Genomic DNA, 18237 nt, shown 5'->3' with positions numbered 1-18237 from the left:
CATCGACATCGCCACCATCAAGATCTGGCTCCGCGACCTCGCCCGCGAAACCTGATCCACAAGACACGGCCTAGCGCCAGCGCACCGCACGATGCCGCCAATCATTGCCTTCTGCCGCCTGAGCCGCCCCGGCGGGCGTCGGGTGCGCGATGTGGGCATGCGCGTCCGCCACGGACCGGAGCGACAAGCCAGCGCGGCATCGCGGTCGAGCACCTGATCACGATGTCGCCCGGCACGATCCCTCACGAATCACAGGAGAACAGGATGATCGAGTTCAAGCGGGCTGCCCTGATCGGCGGTTGCCTCAGCCTTGCGCTGGCGCTGGTGAGCGCTTGCTCACCCGGCAGCGCGGAAGATGGCCAGACCCACCTGGCGCAGATCGAGTCGAAAGGAGTGATCCGCGTCGGCATCGGCATCAGCCCGCCCTACTCCTTGAAGGACGCGCCGGGCAACCTCACCGGTTTCGATCCCGAGCTCCTCGCGCTCCTCGCTGCTGACCTCGGCGTCAAGGTCGAGTACGTGGAGAGCAGCTACACGACCATCATCGCCGGGCTACAGGCCGGCAAGTATGACATGGTGTCCTCGTTGCAGGCGCGGCCCGAACGCCAGTCAGCGGTGGATTTCGTGAAGCCGTACACCCAGAATGGCGCCGTCTTCCTCGTACCTCAATCGCGCAACGATCTGAACACGCTCGCCGACTTCGACAAGAGCAACGTCGTCCTGGCCTGTCTCCAGGGCGGCGCACAGTGCCTGACCGCGAAGAGGTCGGTCCCCAACGCGAAACGACGCGAGGTGGCCTCGGCCGGCAGTGGGGTCCCCGAACTCGTCTCCGAGGTGGTGAGCGGTCGCTCCACCGCACTCATGGTGGAGAACGTCATCGTGCGGGCAATCCTGCAGCGTTACCCGGAGTTCAAGGCGGTCCCGGATGACGGCGTGGGTGTCGACCCGGTCGGGGTCGGGTGGAGCGTTCAAAAGGGTGGGGACCCCTCGCTGCGGAATCGGCTGGACGAGTTCATCACCAAGCGGTCCGAGGACGGCACGATCCAGAAGCTCATCGATAAATGGTTCACCCCCGAGCACTCGCTCTAGGCCCGGGCCGGGAGGAACCTGGTGAACGGATACACCTGGCACTGGGAGGTCATCTGGACGGCGGACTTTTTGTCCCTCGTCCTGGCCGGCGTCAAGTATGTCATCCTCGTCAGCGCGGCGGCCCTGACAATCGGTTCGGCGCTCGGGCTCGTCGCCGCTGTCGGGAGGACCTACCGGATTCCGATCGTCAATCAGGCCGCCTACCTGTACGTGGACTTCTTCCGAACGACCCCGCTGCTTGTTCAGCTCATCTGGATCTTCTACGTCCTACCCATCATCCTAGGTTTCTCCCTGTCCGCCGTGACCTCCGGGATAATCGCCCTGAGTCTGAACGCCGGCGCCTATCTCTCTGAGATCTTCCGGGCCGGACTCGTATCGATCGGTCGAGGGCAGCGCGATGCCGCGCACGTGCTCGGCCTCTCCAGCAGGCAGACGTTGCGCTACATCCTCGTTCCACAGGCCCTGAGACGGGTGCTGCCCGCGACGGCGAACGTGTTCATCACCCTGGTCAAGGAGTCATCCATCCTGTCGGTCATCGCCATTCCGGAACTGACGTACGCGGCGCAGAACTACGTCACGACCACGTTCCGGCCACTCGAGGTGTACACCGCACTGGCGGTCCTCTACTTCCTGCTCACCTATCCCCTCTCCGTGATTACCACATATCTTGAGCGAAGGTTTGTAGTCCCTTGACCACTAACGCCAATGAATCGCATGTCTCCTCACCACCTGAGGATGACCGGAAAGTGGTTTTGCGTGTTGAAAATGCGCATAAACGGTACGGCCACATCGAGGTTCTGCAGGCGGTCGACCTAGATGTCGCCGAGTCCGAAGTGTTGTGCGTCATTGGTCCAAGTGGTAGCGGCAAATCCACTCTCCTGCGATGTGTCGCCGGCCTGGAAAGCCTTGACGAGGGCACGATCCGGGTCGGCAGGCAGGTGGACGGACAGAGCCAGGCCCGACGCTCTCGCGGCGACGTCGGGATGGTATTCCAGCAGTTCAACCTCTTCCCACATCTGCGGGTGATCGACAATGTGGCCCTTCCCCTGCGGCTCGTCAAGGGCAAGTCGACGGCCGCCGCTCGTGAAATTGCCTCAACGGAACTTGAGCGGGTCGGGCTGTCGGAGAAGGCCCAGGAGATGCCAGGTCGACTGTCCGGCGGTCAACAGCAGCGAGTGGCCATCGCACGGGCTCTCGCGATGGACGCGATGATTCTGCTGTTCGACGAGGTCACTTCCGCACTGGATCCGGAACTCGTCGGTGAGGTGCTCCGCTGCATGCGGCGGCTTGCCGCGGAGAGTCGCACCATGGTCGTCGTCACCCACGAGATGTCGTTCGCTCGGGACGTGGCCGACCGCGTCGCCTTCATGGCCGATGGACGTATCGTCGAGGTCGGGTCAGCCGAGCAGATCTTCACGGCACCACAGAACGACCGGACGAAGCTCTTCTTGGAGCGGGTTCTGAACCCCTGACACAGGATCGCGGTGCCGGCCAAGCCTCTCCCGTGGCGTGCTGCGAGGCGATGGCTCGAGTCCCCGGTGGCAGGCCCGGGCCAGTAACCCAGGCCGGGTGTCGGCATGGGACGACGTCCGCAGCGGCGGTCGACCGCGGACCGGGCCCGCCGGCAACGCCGCGAAACTCGCGTTGACCGCTGGTCAGCCTCGTGGCCGGGCGAACTCGCCGCTCAGCGGTGACCGGCGGCCACCAAACCCGATCATCCGGACCGCGTGCTGGCCGTCTCCGGCAAGTCCGGGCCGGGAGCGACGACCTCAGCAATGCCCCGCCGTGGCTTGAGCAGGATCAGCACCACCGCGGCGGCGATCGCGGCCAAGCCGATAGCAATTGTCACCTGCAGCCACTCGCCGACCGCACCCCAGACCACGATGCCGAGACCCTGGGTGGCCATCAGTCCGATTCCTCCGTATGCCAGGGCACCGGTCCGTATCCCCTCCGGCACCGTGGTCATCATCAGCCGGTCCACGCCGGCGCCGCTCGCCAGCCCCACACCCATCGCGAAGAGCAGCACCACCGCGACCGCCGGCGAGGGAGACGTAACGAAAGCCGCCAGCGCGAGGATGGCCAACCATCCACCGATCGCGGCGAATCTGACCTGTCCCGTCCCCCCGAACATGCGGCTCACCACCAGCTCGGCGACGATCAGGCCGAGCGGCATCATCGCCAGCAGGAACCCGACCTGCTCGATGGGCTGCCCGATGGCGTGGAGATACGGGACGGCGAGCGCCTCCGGGGCGATCACGCACGCCGGCATCAGCCAAGTGAACAGCAGGAGACGACGGGCCTGCCGGTGTCGGAACGGCGCGCTGTGCAGACGCATCGCACGACCGGCATCATCGACGGGCGCCTGGGGAGCGGGCCTGTTCCGGGTGCCGAACCGGATGAGGGTGGCCGAAATCAGCAGTGCCACGGCATCCACCAACAGGGCCGCCGGTGCCGAGAAGACGGCCAGCAGCACCGCGCCCACGGCCGAGCCGGCGATGACCGCACCCTGAGCCACCAGGCGGATGATCGCCCGGCCCAGCACGAACAGCCGTTCGTCGGGCAACACCTCGGACAACGTCGCCGCCCGCACCCCGGAGAAGATCGACGACAGCGTGCCCACGACGAAGAGCATGACGAGCAGCACCGGCACGGGCACCACCGGCAATGCCATGACGCCGATAACCGACCCGCTGACGACATCGCAGAGAACCATCGTCCTGCGAGGGCGGACTCTGTACAGCACCAGTGGCACCAGCACCCAGCCGCAAAGGTGAGGCAGGAATGCAAGGCTGAACGCGAACGCCGACAGGGCCGTCGAGCCGGTGCGCTCGAAGACGAGTACCATGACCGCCACTCCGGCGAAGGCACTGCCGAAAATGGATGCCACATGCGCGGCGAACAGGTTACGGAACTCCGGCACGGCAAACAGTTCACGATATGTCGCTGGCATACTCTTTCCTCTGGTTGCGCTGGTCAGCCCCGTCGCGGTCCAGTCAGCAGATTGGCCGATCTCGCGGTCGCTCATCGCCAGCATCTCGGTCTTCATCCGTACGTCAAATCTCGCCCGCGGTAGGCACCGTGCCATCGGCGGCCGGTCGTCGTCCACGTCGATCTCGCCGAGACGCAGTCCTTGCCGGAAGGTCAGGCTCTGATGCCGTCGTGCAGCACAGGCGGCGGCTCATTCCACAGCGGATTCTCGCTCAGGTCAACTGCCCAAAGGGAATGGACGACGGCTCCGCGTAGCCGCTTCGCGTCCAGCGCCTGTCTGCCGACCTCCACAGCGCTCAACCCGTGCGCCGCGGCGTACCGCAACGGCAGGTAGTAGGCGAGGTTGAAGTATTCGTACGAGCCGCCGGACAGTTGATCGTCGAACCCGTACATCCGGGAGACGATGCTGGTAGCCGAGACGTAGCAGAGACAGGCCGCGGCTAGTCGCTCGTCGCGGCGGGCTGTGAACACCACAGCCTCGTCGTCGCACCATTTCACCTGAACCCCAAGCTGGCCACCCAAGGTATCGGCGTCGAGGTCGCCGCCGTGCCGTCGCTCAAGGTTCACCGCCAGCCGCGCAAAGTCGTCCAGGCAGTCCGCCAGCCTCTCCCGTCCTATCCGGTATCCGGCCGCCTCGAAGCGGGCCTCCTCACGACGGATGCGTGCCCTTCGGTGTCCCGACATGCCGGGGGGCAGTGGGTCGTCCACGCCACCCACCGGGATGCTGGCGTCGTGGTCCATCAACACTGGCGACCGTTCAGGGACGACGTGTCGGTAGTAGCTCAGCTGGTCGCCGCGAGCGTAGATCACCAGGCATCCGACGGCGTCGATTCGCCGAGCGGCGTCCCGGAGGCGGTCCACCATGAGCGGAACGGCCCAGTCGGCGGACGCTTCGTCGGCCAGCAGCAGTTGGCTGGTGTAGGCCCGCTGAGCGGACGCGACGATGTATCGGCCGGGGCCGAGTCCCACACCCGAGAGCAACGCCGGCGGGCTGAGACTCGCCTTCTCCCGCTGCGTCGTGACCCAGAAGGGCATGGCGGCGATGATCCGCTCGCCGTCGCGGACCACCACAGCGGAGGACGTCGACCCGGTGTAGTCCTGGGCGAATCGCAGCCAGTTCCACGACTGGTAGTAGCCGGCACATCGATTCACCGCAGCCCAGGCTGCCGGATCGATCTCGGGGATGGCCTCGACGCTGACCCTCACCTCACCGCCCGCCCGCCCTTCAGTGAGCGATGGCATGCACAGCCTCCCCAGCCTCCCGCGACACCACGCCCGGCACCTGGAGATCGTGTCGGATCGCGGCTCGCGGGGTGTCGCACACCTCGATCGTCGCGGCGACCGGCGACGTCGCAAACCGCTGGGTGCGTACCGGCTTCAGGTACCGCTGAGCGGTCATCTTCCCCTCCCAATCCTGGACCGTGGCGGAGGCCAGCTGCCAGCCCGTGATGTGCTTGCACTCGGCAACGGCTGACTCGTCGCGTACGCGCTGACGTCCCATCGCTGAACGGGCTCCACGTGGTTGGCACCCGGCGACCGCTCCACGTCGTCGCGCGGAGGCGCTTCGCCGGACGAGCATGACCCACCGCACCGACAACCCACGCATCCCGCTGGGAACCTCAGAATCGCGGTCGACGACCCATCCGACGGTCACCTCAGCGACCGTCGTCGCAGCCTAGCAACATCTGCACCATTGGCCGACGTCTGCGCGGTGGACGCAGTGGTGAACTCCGCTCCGGAAAGAGCGGGAAAATAAGATCATGACGATTTGGCAGTGTCAAGCCCTTGCATTCTTCCGGCTCAATTGTTAGTCGGGCCAGCGCCTCTGCGGACCTCATGAATCCCGACCCGGGATCTCTACCATCTCCGCGCTGTTCCCGCGTCCACGGGCCGAGCGTCGTGTCCGGCGTGGACAGCAGCGCCATGATCCGGAAACGCCGAGCACGCGTCAGCCCGTTGCGGTGCGGCGTGCTTCGCCCACATGACGTCGCCTCCGGCGAGGCCGTGCAGAGCGTCCTGCCGGACGCGTTAGCGGAAGCTGACGCCGCGTGCGCAGCCAGTCGTGACGTGGGCGCACCGTCTCGACCTCCTCGCACCTACTTCGTCGCAACCGCGACCAGGTTGTAGGAGTCCTTGCGGAACGGCTTCCCTTCCCGATCGAAAAGTTCGACGGAGCTGAAGCCCGCGTGCAGCAGCCAGAACTCCAACTCGGGCCCGGAGAGGACCCGAAAATCGAACTCGTCCTCGAAGCGGCGGGAGTCACGGTAGATGACGTTGACGCCACGCAAACGGCGGCCCTCGTCGTCCACCTTGCGTTCTTCTACGTAGATCCTGTCCTCCAACCGCACGGTGATCGTCCGTCCCTTGGGGTTCAGAATCGACTCCATGGTGAACAGGGGACCGTTGAACGTCTCCAACACGAATTTGGCGCCGGGTCGCAGGAGACCACAGATGTCGGCGAGAATTCTCCGATCCGTCTCGTCGTCGAAACGGCCGAAACATGTCCACCACAGCACCGCTCCGTCGAACTCACCCAGGCCGCTGAGATCCCGCATATCTCGAACTTCGAAAGTGGCTTGCGGGACATCCGTGCGCGCGATTTCGATCCATGGGGCACTGGCGTCCACACCCAACACATTCCCGCCGCGCTTCGCGAGGTACTTCGAAATTCTGCCGTAGCCGCAGGCAATATCGAGTAGCGCGTCGCCGGGCTGGAAGCCGCCGAGCGACCATACGAGGTCACTCTCCCGTTCACTCTGTTCCGCAGGGCCGGGAAAGGTATCCGCGAACGCCAGGAACTCGCGCTGGAATTCGTGCGAATTCATCATGGGTGAAGCCCTCCTCGATGAAGAATACCCTTCGCTTGCCGGACAGGCCGACTCACGGATCGCGTCCCCGAGCCGGACCGCCGGACCCGGCGTCTAACTCTTACCCGCCCGGCACGTCGCAGTGAACAAGACGGTTATGCAGGTGACGTTCACCGCACCGCCCATCCCGTCGATCACCGACCCGACATTCTCCAGGATCTGCGCACGCTTGTGTCCCGGAAGACGCAACAGGGGGCCGAAGGTTGTCATCTGTTCCAACCATTCGTCGCGGGTGTAGGACTGCTCACTGTCGAATCGCCAGCGCTCGGGCTCGTTGAACCGGCCGACCTGTCGGATCCCAATGAGGGCATTGTCGAACAGCACCTGGTAGGCGGCCAAGTTCGGCCCGGCCGAGAAGGCGCTCAGGGTACCGGCCGACCGGGCGTCCATCGGGGATCCAGGCTCGACCCGACGATAAGCAGCAGCGAACCCCTCCGCCACCTCCGGGGGAGGTTCGAAGACGTGCCAGAACGGCGCCAACATGCCACCGGGCCGCAGCGCGCTCGCCGCTTTTGCCGCCCCCATTACGGGGTCCACCCAGTGCCAAGCCGTCCCGGACACGACGGCGTCGAACTGCCGACCGGCCAGGCCCCATGCCTCGAAGGTCGCGATCTCCACGTCGATTCCACCGCGCCGCGCCACCTCGGCCATCCGCATGTCGGGCTCGACGCCCAGGACGGCGCAGCCAGCCTTCTGTAATTGCAGCGCAACGACCCCGGTCCCGCAACCGACATCAAGCACATTCGGTCCGGTAAATGCCTTAACAAGCCGCTCGATCATGGCGTCGGGATACTTCGGTCGAGTGCGGTCATAGCGTTCCGGATTGCTGCCAAAAAACTGGCCCGGCCGCCTCTCGCCCTGGGGGTTCGACTCGACGACCTTCGGTGTCGGAGTAAGCACTCCGTCACTCTACTAGCGAGAGCACCCGATCCACAATGACATCGACAGGACTCGGTGCGGGCAACAAGCGGGGTTCCCCATGGTTGACGCCGGCCGACAACCACGATCTTGCCAATTGCCACAAAGATCGAGTAGGGTTATTGTCACCAGTTTCATCGTCCATCGCTCTTGCCAGCTCCGAACACTGCCCTCTGATCGCTGTCCCGCAGAAAGTCGTCGCAGCATGAATTTATTCGACCACTTCGGTCTGCCCATCATCGAGGCGACGGCCGACGAGGCAATGAGCCTATCCGGAGATTTCCCCGAGCCTCGGGCGGCGCTCGTCCGAGTGCTGGACCCACCGGTAGACTCGTGGGCGGCCCTCGGCGCGGCCGGATTCATCGTGAAGCCGGCATGGGTGACCTGGCTGGCCAGGATCGACGACGAACAATCGGATCTCCTCACCCGCAGCAGCCGGCAGGTGAATCGCGCCTGGCGCCGCGCCGAAAAGGCGGGGCTGCGGATCGAAGTCCAGGAGTCGATCCAGGAGGAACACCTCGACACATTCTTCGATCTCTACGAAAAGCGGATCGAGGAGATGGCGTACGGCGTGGCCTTCGCCCGCCAGGCCAGGGAGGAGATTCTCCATGGCGGGCAGGACTACGCCGTGTTCGCCTTCGACGGGGATCGGATGGTCGGGGGGTGCCTCTGTCAACGGTCGCCGGAATTCGACGTCGTACGAGTGCGATTTTCGGCAGTCGAGCTCGTGTGGCGGGAGGCGAGCCTTCCACGGGTCCTGTACACGCGGGCGTTCGATGTGGCACGTGAGGACGGTTTTCACGCCGTCACGATGGGCAACGACCCCAACCTCTACGGTCATATGACCAAGCCTGGCCTTTTCCACTTCAAAGCCCGGCTTGGTTTCGATCCGGTGCCAGCCGGGTCGCTCGGCCCACGATTCGGCGGCGACGTCGCCGACCGCCTGCTGTCGCTGGACCGGCTGACCGACCCCACCGTCATGCTCGGCTACGCCGACCTCGGCGAGCACCTGAACCCCGCGCGAGCTGATCTCGTTACCTATGTATTTGGCAGCAACCCGCTGGTCGACTCCGATCGATTCCGAACCCCACGGGTTCAGACGGTGCGGACGGTAGAGTGGCCGACAGGAAGCTCGACGCTCGCCTGACTGACCTCAGCCCTCATAAGACCCTGCGGGGCAACGGGGTCTGTCACGTCATCGCGCTATTCGTCGGTCGTGTCGTCGGCGGGCCGGCGCCAGACAACCATCCGAGCGCGACCCATGTCGATCACCTCGCACGACGGGTATGTCGACTTCACAATCCCCTCGAACTGCTCGGCGGACAGGTGCCGCTGCGACATGATGTGCCGCAACCACAGCGGGTGGGTGTTGATCCGATAAAGTTCCCACGCCTCTGTCAGGCCCCGCCTGCGCCGAAGCACGTCGAAGACGAGGTTCCGCAACGCTTGACGGCGGTACCAGCCCCGTGGACGCCCGTCCCGTCGGCCCACCAGATGGACAAGCATGAGTGTGCCGCCTGGCCGGACCAGCTGCTTCGCGGCACGCAGCCCGGCATCGAGGTCCGGCACGTGATGCAGGGTGTACGCGGAGTACACCAAGTCGAAGTGGCCGTGTGTCTCTGGCGTGACCAGCAGCAGATCGGTCAACTCGTACGTGATGTTCGTCCGGCTCCGGTCCCGACGGGCGATGTCCAGAAGGTCGGGTGAGATGTCGATGCCGACGACCTCATCGAACTTCGTCGCCAGCATCTCGCACATGAACCCGCCGGCGCACCCCAGGTCGATCGCCCGCTGGCCGGAATCCAGATTCTCCCGCAGGTACTCACGTAGAGCTATGTTGATGAGTACACCAAAGCGGTCCCGGAGTGCCGCGAACCGCACGGCCTCCGGTTGGGCCTCCGTCGCGCTGGACGACGGCCGGACGGCACCATCGGCGGCGTCTGTTCTGGTCATCTGGTGCCTCCATGATTGTGAACTGGCAGCGGGTGCCTTTCGGCGAGGAAGAGTCGCTCCCCCTATAGTTGACTGCTAGGAAGATCAGGCCAGCGAGGTCAGCGGTGCGCAGGTGAGAGCCCTCCCGGATTCCAGTGGGTAATCGTTGGTGCTGAAATCACGGACGCCGCCTGTGGCGTACCACTGCAGGATCTCAGCGTCCAGCCGTGCGCGTTGCTCGATGACGTCGGCGACGGCCTTGCCGCACTCGCGCAGCTCTTCCTCGCCGACGAACGGAAAGTCGGCCAAGATGTCGAGCGTGACGGCATCATGGGCCTCGTCGTCGTTCACGTCGGAGTGATCCATGATCGGCTTGATGAACGCCTCCGGCAACCCCAACTCCCGGGACCGCCTCACCAGCAGTTCCAGGAAGTCTGGCTCCGGTTCCTCCATGGGGAACAGAACGGTGATGAGAGCCAGCGGGAACTGGTACGCGTCCACGCCCAGAGCAGCCATGATCGCCATCGTGGCCGGCAGTGGCTGGGAACGCAGTAGCTGTTCCCGGGAGACGCCAACGGCCTTGAGGGACTTCTCCAGCATCCGATCGTGGTTACGCTCGGTCATGTAGAACGACATCAGTTTCTGCCAGGTGGTGACACTGAAGTCATCCCGAGCGAGCACCGGCGCCACGACCCGGGGACACAGGTGAGTGATCTGCCAGTACTCGATCGCATAGCCGATGATCTGCTCCCGCGTCACCTCGCCGCTCTCGAGAGCCGCATAGAGAGGACTTCGAACGGTGTCCCGGACCTCGTCGGCCAGCCGCCGAAGCGCCGGGTAAGCACCCACGCCCGTGTATCCACCCGCGGGCGCCTCCAGCCCTTCGGCCAGCATCCCCTGCTCATCGAGGGCGTCGAGCATGTCGCGCCACTCGCCGTCGCTGCCCGGGAACGCGGCCCGCAGCTCGCCCGCCGGTGTCTCGCTGCGCGCCAGCAAATCCAGAAAGCGGTAGAAGTCCTCGCGCCGATCGGCGTCGAACTCAAACTCGACGAGCCGCCGGCCGTCGAGATAGTTCACCTCGGCACCGTCGGAGGTCTTCTGCCAGACGGCATTCGGACGCAGCAACGGCCGCCGGAAGCCCTGGTCTTGGATCATCGCCGTCTCCACCATCATTCAACTCCCGCAATCCGCAGCAACGGCCGGTCAGGCTGGCTGTAGTAGTCGAGGACACCGTTGAAGAACGCGGCGTACGTCTCGACGAACAGGTGCGTCTTGCCGCGCCACCGCTGCTCGGCTTCCTTGTCCACGCCCACCACCTCTGCGAACAGCTCACGGCTCACCGCGCCGTGGTCATGGCCCGCGTTGACCTTGGCATGTGCGCGGAGCGGCTGCACGAAGTCCGACCGCACCCCGACTCGGTCGCACGCCTCAAGGAAGGAGTCGTAGATTGGACCGTTTTCGCCGTCGCCGTCGGTGTCGAGCCGCCCCTCCAGAATGCCGATCGTGGCCATGAAGAACAGCGGGTCGGTACGCGACCACCAGGCCAGCATGTTGATCAGGGCAATGGTCGTTGGCAGCGGCCGCGCCCGCAGCAACTGCTCCTTCGTGATCCCCAGGGGAGCGAACGCCCGCAGAACGATGTCATCGTGGCGGTGCTCCTCGAAGTTGAACTCCTGCAGCATGGCGCGCAACGCCGCACTCGTCGGGTGAGAAACGACCGGCCCGTCGAAGAGCGTCTCGTTGTAGAGGAAGAACCAGTTCTCCAGGCCGAAGCCGTAGAACACGTTGTGTGGCAACGACTCAGGCCGCTCCGACACCGCACGCCAAAATGGGCCTTGGAAGATCAGCTCATCGACCAGAATATTCAAATTATCTTCCACACGCGACAACGACGCAAGGCCCGAGCGCGCCTCTGGCGCACTCAAGTCGTCGACGAGCCCCATCGTCACCGCAGGCCCGATGATCGCCTTGAGCCGATCGGCGTCGATGTCCACGGCCCGCGCCAACTCCGAAATACCGCTGCGACCGTCCAAATGGCGCAGGACACGCAGAAGCTCGTCCCTACTCAACCCATCAACCGGATCGACGTCAAAGACGCCGCGTGGCGTGTGAAGCTCGATCCCACCACTGTCGTTGACCTCGGGACGAGCACGAAGTATTGGCATGCCAGGCATCAAAATATTGGCCATATTGTCCTCATAGATAGAAAAGGGTGACGCAGGCCGGGCGGGCTGGTGAGCCCGCCCGGCCCACGTACGGATCAGAGGTGCAGAGCCGAGAGAGCGATGACCTTCTTGCGACGCTTGATCCTCATATGACACCCCCTTATTTCGATCCAACTCGACATTGCGGCGGCCCGCCAGGGGGAACCATACCAGCGAATATGGCCTGCGACGACCGTCAGCATTGGGGTGAGATCGGAGAGTTACGAAGAGTGATTAGATACGCGCACCGGTCAATGTCATATCGGCAGAGAGATAGCCGTACTGGCGGTGGACGCTGCTACCGACCGTAATTCAGCACAAAGCGGGGAGCATGCCTCGCGTCCCGAATCGTGGACAAGTCGTGGTCGGTACAGGCGCGATGCGTTCAGCGAGGCGTGCGGGCCTCCCACCGCACGGTGCGGCGTAAATCGGCAGGTCGAACCCACCCACAACGGCGGTGGACATCACTACGAGCCACGTTGCCCAGGAAACCGGCCTGTCGCCTCAATGGGCTTCTCGGCAGCTTGACGAACCAGTACCAACGCCGTTCAGATAGCGGCTGCGGCGGCTGGCCCACCACCTGCCTGATCGCTCACGATCGAGCGGCAGCGCCACCCTTAGTCGATCATGAAAAACGGCGGTCCCACCTGCGTCCTGCTGACCCGGCACGCGACTCGGCCGGGTCGAGAGGTGCGGTGGGAGGCAGTGCCGGCGCGGGACGCAGGCTGGCTCGGTGGCCACCGGCCGAAAAACTCCGACGACCCTACCTATCCCGGGCACGCGGCGCCGGATCTGGAGGTACCGATAATGCGCGACACCGGTGTTCAGCACGCTGCTTTTGTGCAGGACGCGGCGCCAGGAGACATCGCAGCGATTGCCGCCGTGCACGTGGCGGCGAGGCAGAGCGCCTACCAGACTCTGCTTCCCGGCCAGGTGCTCGCGGCAATGAATACCGAACGAATGACCAAGTGGTGGGGCGGACAACTGCGCGCAACCCTCCCACCGCATCAGCTACCCGTTGCGGTGGACGGCTCGGCCGCACGCAAGGTGCTCGGATTCGCACACGTCGGCATCGGAGAGGACGCAGGATTCGGCGAGCTGCACGCTATTCACGTTCACCCGAACGTGCAGGGACAAGGGCTCGGCGGGGCAACTGATGTTAAGAGCAGTGCAGACGCTGACGACGTGGGGATTCTCCCGCACGCTTCTCTGGGTTCTCGATCGCAACGAGAACGCGCAGCGATTCTATCGCCAGCGAGGCTGGCGGCACGTAGCCGGCAGTTTTCGCGAGCACATCATCGAGGGAGCCACAGTGGCCGAGGTGTAGCTGTTCAGCGTGAGTAGATGGGCGGCCGAATCGGTCTGACCTGTGGTTATGCGCTCATACGGTGGGTCGATCTTGACCCTGCAGCCGCTCCTGCCAGCTGTGGCCGTCCGCTCTGTAATGGTTTGACCAGATCGGCGAGAGTCTCGACAAGGCATGATCATGCCGTTGACGTTGGCTGAACACGTACGCCGAGGTGGCCTACGACTGTGACCTTCCCAGATAACTGATGTTGGCATTACCTGGCTGGTCTCCAGTTCAGGCCGATGCGGGGACGCGGCTCTCTTGTAGACAATTGCGGGTCCATGCGAGCCTTTCCCGGGATCAAATCGTCGCATGGACCGCACTAACGGGAATCCTCTCAACCGAAGCGGACGGATACGGCATGACCGGAGTCACCGAAGAATCAACATGTGCCCCAGTAATGCTCTCGACCGGCCTGCGGGACGTCGTCACGGCATACCGCGCGGTCATCCTGGATATCTGGGGCGTGCTCATCGATGGCAAGAGCGCCCTGCCGGAGGCGGCGGAATGTCTTCGACAGTTGCGCCGTCACGGCATCGCGGTCCTGCTGCTCTCGAACAGCTCCCGGGGGTCGGACAACCTGCGGTCCTACCTGAATGAGCTCGGCGTGCCGGTGGACCGGACAGACCACGTGGTCACCTCGGGCGAGTTGGCCGCCGAACATCTCAGCGGGACCAGCCATCGCCGAGCTTTGCAGGTCGGCTCGGACGAGGGGACGGACTGGCTCGTCCGCGATGGCAGGGTGCTGGTCAGGACGGCCGATCAGGCCGACGTCGTGGTGGCCACCGGAGCTGTCCGGGACGAGAGTCTCCTGCCGTTCTGGATGGAGCAGTTGCGCTCCACCGCACGGCGAGGCGTTCCGATGATCTGCGCAAACCCAGACCGAGAGCTGTACGTCGGCAGTCGCCGGATACGGGCTGCCGGCCACCTCGCAGACCTGTATGTGGGTCTCGGCGGAACGGTGACCTGGTGCGGCAAACCCATGCCCGAGGCCTACCACAGTTGTCTTACCCGGCTGGCGACGGACGCGGCCCACGTCGTCGCCGTCGGCGACTCGCTTGACACCGACATCGCCGGCGCCGCCTGTGCCGGGCTGCACCGCGTTCTGGTCCTCGACACTGGCGTTCATCGTGACATGGCTGGCCTGGCTGGGAACGGATTGTCGGAGGCGATTCGGGAGCGCGGGACGGCACTTCCCACCTTCACCATGGACCGGTTGCGGTGGTGAGCGAACGAGGTGATGCAGGAGAATGGCAGACAGCGCCGCCAACCCCGCCGGACGAGCTGTGCGCCAAGGTTGCCCGCTGGGCCGAAGACCTGCTTGCCGGAACGACGCCGACGACGACCAGTTGGCTCGCGGTCGAGCAGCCTGGTCCCTGGGGTCGCGACGCGGCCACCCTGAGCCGACTCGATCCCGTTCTCGGCGCTCACCTCGCTGCCGCAGCGCAGGATCGCGGCATGAGGCTGCTGCTGATCCGGCGCCCCAGCCAGCGGGGATTCGACGAGCCCGGCGGGCGACGGGTCCTCATGGCGCACACCCGCCCAGGGAGCGCCTGGCTCGAAAGCATCCGGATCGAGGACGACAGCGAACTGCGTCACCTCGACCTCGACGGACTGGCTGCCGGCCGTCCCTCGGGGCACGGTCACCGCACCGACCCGGTAGCACTGGTGTGCACGAACGCCAAGCGGGATCGCTGCTGCGCCGTCTTCGGGCGCGCGCTCCTCCGGGACCTGAGTGACTCTCGGACTGCGGAGGTGTGGGAGTGCAGCCACCTCGGCGGGCACCGGTTCGCACCAACTGCCCTCGTGCTGCCTCACGGCTACATGTACGGCTGGCTCACGCCCGATCTACTCGACGACGCCCTGGCCGCCGCTGCGGCGCACCGATTGGACCTACGGAGGCTGCGCGGCCGCTCCACCTGGACGGCAGCCGGGCAGGTAGCGGAGCTGGCCATTCGTCAAGGGACCGGCGACCACGACCCGAACTCCCTGGTCGTAGTGGAGCTGCCGGATCGCTCGGTGCTTGTAAGCCACCGTGACAGACAGCGTTGGATCGTGAAGGTCGCGCCGAAGACCGGCGGCCGGCGGCGGCCGAAATCCTGTGGGCAGCTTCCGGACGTCGTCAGTGGCCTCGTGGTGGAGCGCATCCTCCGCATCGCGTAGGGCCTGTCTGCCAAGGGGCTGGGACACTGGCCGCGGCGGCGACGCGGTGCGTGTCCCGCCGGCGGGACACGCACCGCCGTGCCTGTCCGACTCGCCCCACGGTCCGCCTCGTACGGCTGATGATGCCACTTCGTGGTCGACCACGCGCGCAGCCAGATGAGCGGCGACGGCGCAGCGGAAGCGGCAGGGTGTGCAGGAGACGCCGTACGCGTCCGCCGCGACGGCGGCTGGGCTCGACGAAGGCCGCTGGCACGTGCGAACCATACCCTCGTAGTGCTTTGTTGGATTCTGTGGCGTTTGTTGCGGTGTAGAGGTTTCCCGGGTTGGTGGCAGGTGCGGCAGGCGCCGGTCCGGGTCGCGAGGAGTCGTTGCATCTCGCGGATGACCGCGTAGAAGGTCAGGTCGCTCTGGGTCAAGGCGCAGTTCGGTGACGAACAGGTGCGCGCCGGTGGCCAGGGTGACGTGGCGGTGCCAGCCGATGAAGGAGCGGCCTTCGAAGTGGTTCAGGGCTGCTAGGCGGGCGACCGCATGTACCAAGTGGCTGTCGCGGCGGTTCGGAAGTCCAACGACTCGTACAACGGCATCCCGGCGTCTGTCGCGACAAGCGTGAAAGGCCGGGCCGGATTGGCGCGAATGGCCTGGGTCAGCAGCGCCCGGGCAAGCCCGACCGATCGGTGCTCAGGTGAGGTGACCAGCCAGTAGAGGCCCACGCTGTTGCCGTCGTCGAAGGTGTAGCCGGCGCCGGCCGCCGCACCATCCCGATATGCCAGCCAGACTCTCCAGCCAGGGACGCCGAGGACGTGCGGGGGAAGCGCCTCGCCTCTGCGCCATGGCAGCAACGCGGATACCGGGAAGCCCTCCACGATGACGCGCTCCGCCACCGCCAACTCGGCCGGATCAGAAACCTGGACGATGCGCACGCCCTTGGTGACGGCAGCAGGCACCGCCGCTATGGATCGCACCATCACCGGCATACGCAGAACGCGTACCGTCGAGGCGGGCAGCACCTCATGCCCGCCGTACACATCTTCGACGACCACGCTCTTCGTCGAAGATACGTCGTCCACCAGACCCGACACGCCCTCCGCCGACAGCGGCTCCCGCACCAGGATGCGCGTCATCCGGGGCAGATCGGCGCGGAAGTACGCCTGTTCCTTCTGGGTGTCATCGGGGGCCACCGCCCGCCACATCGCCGAGGCGTTTTCGACATATATATCCTGCCCGATCATTCACGGGATACTAACATCCACGCCGCAGATCGATGATCTTCATCGACGGCTCGATTCCAACCCTGAATCGGCATCGGTTCGGGTTGCGCCAAGCCGCCGCACGTCCCGGCTGGTCAACATGCCCAGAACGGCGACGACGACCGATGCGGCGAGGATCAGCAGCGTGACTCGGGTACCGATCACCTCGCTGAGCGGTGCTACCGCGATCTGGCCGAGTGGAACCGCTGTCCAGGAGCCCAACATGTCGTAGGAATAGACGCGGGCCAGCCGTTCGCCGGGGATGTGTTGTGCGAGCGAAGTGTCCCAGGCGACGGCGAACTGCTCGACCGCGATGCCGACCGCCACCGCCGCCATCAGCAGCATGATGAGGCTGGGCGTCAGGGCCAACCCCAGCAACAGGAGCGCCTCGGCCAACATACAGAGCACGCCGAGCCGCAGCAATCTGCGTACCCGGATCCGTAGGGCGATCAAGCCGCCGACCACCATGCCGGCGGTCTGCGCGGCCAGCACCACGCCCCAGGCGCTCCGGCCGATGGTCTGGTCGGCGACGGCCGGGCCCAGCACGTTGACGCCGCCGGCGAGCGCCGCATTGAGGACCATGAAGCCGAGTACGACCACCCAGACCCAGGTCCGCGCGGTGAACTCGGCCCAGCCCTCGCGGAGGTCGGTGAGGACTCTGGTGCGGGCGCCCCGGTCCCGCGTACCGGAGATCCGGACTCCGGCGAACATCGCGGCGGCGACCGCGAACGTCAGCGCGTCCACAGCGAGACCCCATCCGGGCCCCGCGGCGGCCACCAGGAGTCCGCCGAGAGAGGCACCGCCGATCATTCCTGCGTTCATCCCGAGTCGGATGAGCGCGTTGGCCGGTAGGATCAACTCCGGCGGTACGGTCTGCGGTGTCGCGGCGGCCGAGGCTGGCTGCGCCAGAGCGGCCACGATCCCATTGGCCGCACCGAGCGCCAACAACAGCGGGATTGTCGCCGCGCCGGTGAGCACCAGGGCGGCTACCGCCGCTTGGGTCAGCGCGCCCAACACGTTCGAGCCGACGAGCACCAGCCGGCGCGGAAGTTTGTCAGCCGCCACCCCGCCGACAAGCACGAACAGTACGGTCATCAGTGATCTCGTGCCGACGACCAGGCCCAGGTCGCGCACGGAGCCGGTCAGATCGAGTACGGCGAACGCCAACGCGATGGGTGCCAGGGCGGTGCCCACCATATTGGCCAACCGACCGGCGGCCAGGTACCGGAACACCCCGTACCGCAGTGGAGCAAGCATCGGTCCTCCATCAGAGACAGGAGATGGATGGTCGCAAACCGGTCCAACGGCGCCGAGGGGTGGGCGCCGAGGTGGACGCCTCCGCTCCGCTCATGGGCAACGACTATCCGTGACTGACCCCGTCCGCGCTCGTTATTGACCCGTAATCCAAATGGTTTGTGATCGTTTGGGGTGTATGGGCGTTACGGTGCGGGACGCGCGTCGGCTTTCCCCTGTGGCGCAAG

At 65.4% G+C, this 18237-nt stretch carries 17 protein-coding genes and 1 pseudogene; 8 read left to right on the top strand and 10 right to left on the bottom strand.

All coding sequences use genetic code 11. The features are described from left to right. The first annotated feature begins 264 nt into the window (after positions 1–264). From ACLQ24_RS23770 to ACLQ24_RS23760, 3 genes are read left to right on the top strand one after another with little or no spacing between them, the layout of a single operon-like run. Positions 265–1089 (top strand): ABC transporter substrate-binding protein, encoded by an 825-nt coding sequence (locus ACLQ24_RS23770; RefSeq protein WP_425893922.1) that lies wholly within the window; start codon positions 265–267, stop codon positions 1087–1089. Positions 1090–1110: 21 nt separating this feature from the next. Next, positions 1111–1782 (top strand): amino acid ABC transporter permease, encoded by a 672-nt coding sequence (locus tag ACLQ24_RS23765; protein WP_425893921.1) that lies wholly within the window; start codon positions 1111–1113, stop codon positions 1780–1782. Further along, positions 1779–2561, top strand: coding sequence for an amino acid ABC transporter ATP-binding protein (locus ACLQ24_RS23760; protein WP_425893920.1), 783 nt, complete (start codon positions 1779–1781; stop codon positions 2559–2561). The genes ACLQ24_RS23765 and ACLQ24_RS23760 overlap by 4 nt, the downstream gene beginning before the upstream one ends. Positions 2562–2803: 242 nt before the next feature. Here the strand turns inward: ACLQ24_RS23760 and ACLQ24_RS23755 are convergent, their stop codons facing one another. The 5 genes from ACLQ24_RS23755 to ACLQ24_RS23735 form a co-directional block, all read right to left on the bottom strand. Further along, positions 2804–4135: an MFS transporter gene (locus ACLQ24_RS23755; RefSeq protein WP_425893919.1), complete on the bottom strand. Its 1332-nt coding sequence runs from the start codon at positions 4133–4135 to the stop codon at positions 2804–2806. Positions 4136–4230: 95 nt separating this feature from the next. Beyond that, positions 4231–5145 (bottom strand): GNAT family N-acetyltransferase, encoded by a 915-nt coding sequence (locus tag ACLQ24_RS23750; protein ID WP_425893918.1) that lies wholly within the window; start codon positions 5143–5145, stop codon positions 4231–4233. A gap of 157 nt (positions 5146–5302) precedes the next feature. After that, a complete protein-coding gene (locus ACLQ24_RS23745; protein ID WP_425893917.1) occupies positions 5303–5476 on the bottom strand; it encodes a hypothetical protein in 174 nt (57 codons plus the stop codon). Positions 5477–6173: 697 nt separating this feature from the next. Beyond that, entirely contained in the window at positions 6174–6905 is a 732-nt protein-coding gene (locus ACLQ24_RS23740; protein ID WP_425893916.1) for a class I SAM-dependent methyltransferase, read from the bottom strand. Positions 6906–6998: 93 nt separating this feature from the next. Beyond that, a complete protein-coding gene (locus ACLQ24_RS23735) occupies positions 6999–7844 on the bottom strand; it encodes a class I SAM-dependent methyltransferase (RefSeq protein ID WP_425893915.1) in 846 nt (281 codons plus the stop codon). Between the two features lie 223 nt (positions 7845–8067). Between ACLQ24_RS23735 and ACLQ24_RS23730 the strand changes: the two genes are divergently transcribed. Beyond that, the gene (locus tag ACLQ24_RS23730; RefSeq protein WP_425893914.1) at positions 8068–9009 is read left to right on the top strand and encodes a GNAT family N-acetyltransferase; all 942 of its coding nucleotides are present in this window, start codon (positions 8068–8070) and stop codon (positions 9007–9009) included. A 56-nt stretch (positions 9010–9065) separates the two neighbouring features. On the opposite strand, the gene ACLQ24_RS23725 is transcribed toward ACLQ24_RS23730, so the two are convergent. The 3 genes from ACLQ24_RS23725 to ACLQ24_RS23715 form a co-directional block, all read right to left on the bottom strand. Beyond that, complete coding sequence (locus tag ACLQ24_RS23725; protein ID WP_425893913.1) at positions 9066–9815, bottom strand: class I SAM-dependent methyltransferase; 750 nt, start codon at positions 9813–9815, stop codon at positions 9066–9068. A gap of 84 nt (positions 9816–9899) precedes the next feature. Beyond that, entirely contained in the window at positions 9900–10967 is a 1068-nt protein-coding gene (locus ACLQ24_RS23720; protein WP_425893912.1) for an iron-containing redox enzyme family protein, read from the bottom strand. Continuing rightward, positions 10964–11983: a hypothetical protein gene (locus tag ACLQ24_RS23715; RefSeq protein WP_425893911.1), complete on the bottom strand. Its 1020-nt coding sequence runs from the start codon at positions 11981–11983 to the stop codon at positions 10964–10966. The genes ACLQ24_RS23720 and ACLQ24_RS23715 overlap by 4 nt, the downstream gene beginning before the upstream one ends. 642 nt (positions 11984–12625) lie before the next feature. Between ACLQ24_RS23715 and ACLQ24_RS23710 the strand changes: the two are divergent. From ACLQ24_RS23710 to ACLQ24_RS23695, 4 genes and pseudogenes are all read left to right on the top strand, one after another. Beyond that, a pseudogene (locus tag ACLQ24_RS23710) lies at positions 12626–13132 on the top strand (hypothetical protein); the annotation flags it as partial. A gap of 22 nt (positions 13133–13154) precedes the next feature. Further along, positions 13155–13325: a hypothetical protein gene (locus tag ACLQ24_RS23705; RefSeq protein ID WP_425893910.1), complete on the top strand. Its 171-nt coding sequence runs from the start codon at positions 13155–13157 to the stop codon at positions 13323–13325. A gap of 226 nt (positions 13326–13551) precedes the next feature. Next, positions 13552–14574, top strand: a complete 1023-nt coding sequence (locus ACLQ24_RS23700) for a TIGR01459 family HAD-type hydrolase (protein WP_425893909.1) — start codon at positions 13552–13554, stop codon at positions 14572–14574. Continuing rightward, positions 14568–15509: a sucrase ferredoxin gene (locus ACLQ24_RS23695; protein ID WP_425893908.1), complete on the top strand. Its 942-nt coding sequence runs from the start codon at positions 14568–14570 to the stop codon at positions 15507–15509. The genes ACLQ24_RS23700 and ACLQ24_RS23695 overlap by 7 nt, the downstream gene beginning before the upstream one ends. A 512-nt stretch (positions 15510–16021) precedes the next feature. Here the strand turns inward: ACLQ24_RS23695 and ACLQ24_RS23690 are convergent. Both ACLQ24_RS23690 and ACLQ24_RS23685 read right to left on the bottom strand, forming a co-directional pair. Next, positions 16022–16738: a GNAT family N-acetyltransferase gene (locus tag ACLQ24_RS23690; RefSeq protein WP_425893907.1), complete on the bottom strand. Its 717-nt coding sequence runs from the start codon at positions 16736–16738 to the stop codon at positions 16022–16024. Between the two features lie 39 nt (positions 16739–16777). Beyond that, positions 16778–18013: an MFS transporter gene (locus ACLQ24_RS23685; protein WP_425893906.1), complete on the bottom strand. Its 1236-nt coding sequence runs from the start codon at positions 18011–18013 to the stop codon at positions 16778–16780. Between the last annotated feature and the right edge of the window lie 224 nt (positions 18014–18237).

Origin of the sequence: Micromonospora sp. DT4 (genome assembly GCF_049841675.1) — a bacterium.
In the GTDB taxonomy this organism is placed as follows: Bacteria; Actinomycetota; Actinomycetes; order Mycobacteriales; family Micromonosporaceae; genus Micromonospora.
Note: the sequence above shows the minus strand (reverse complement) of the source record. Positions and strands in the feature narration are given on the sequence as shown.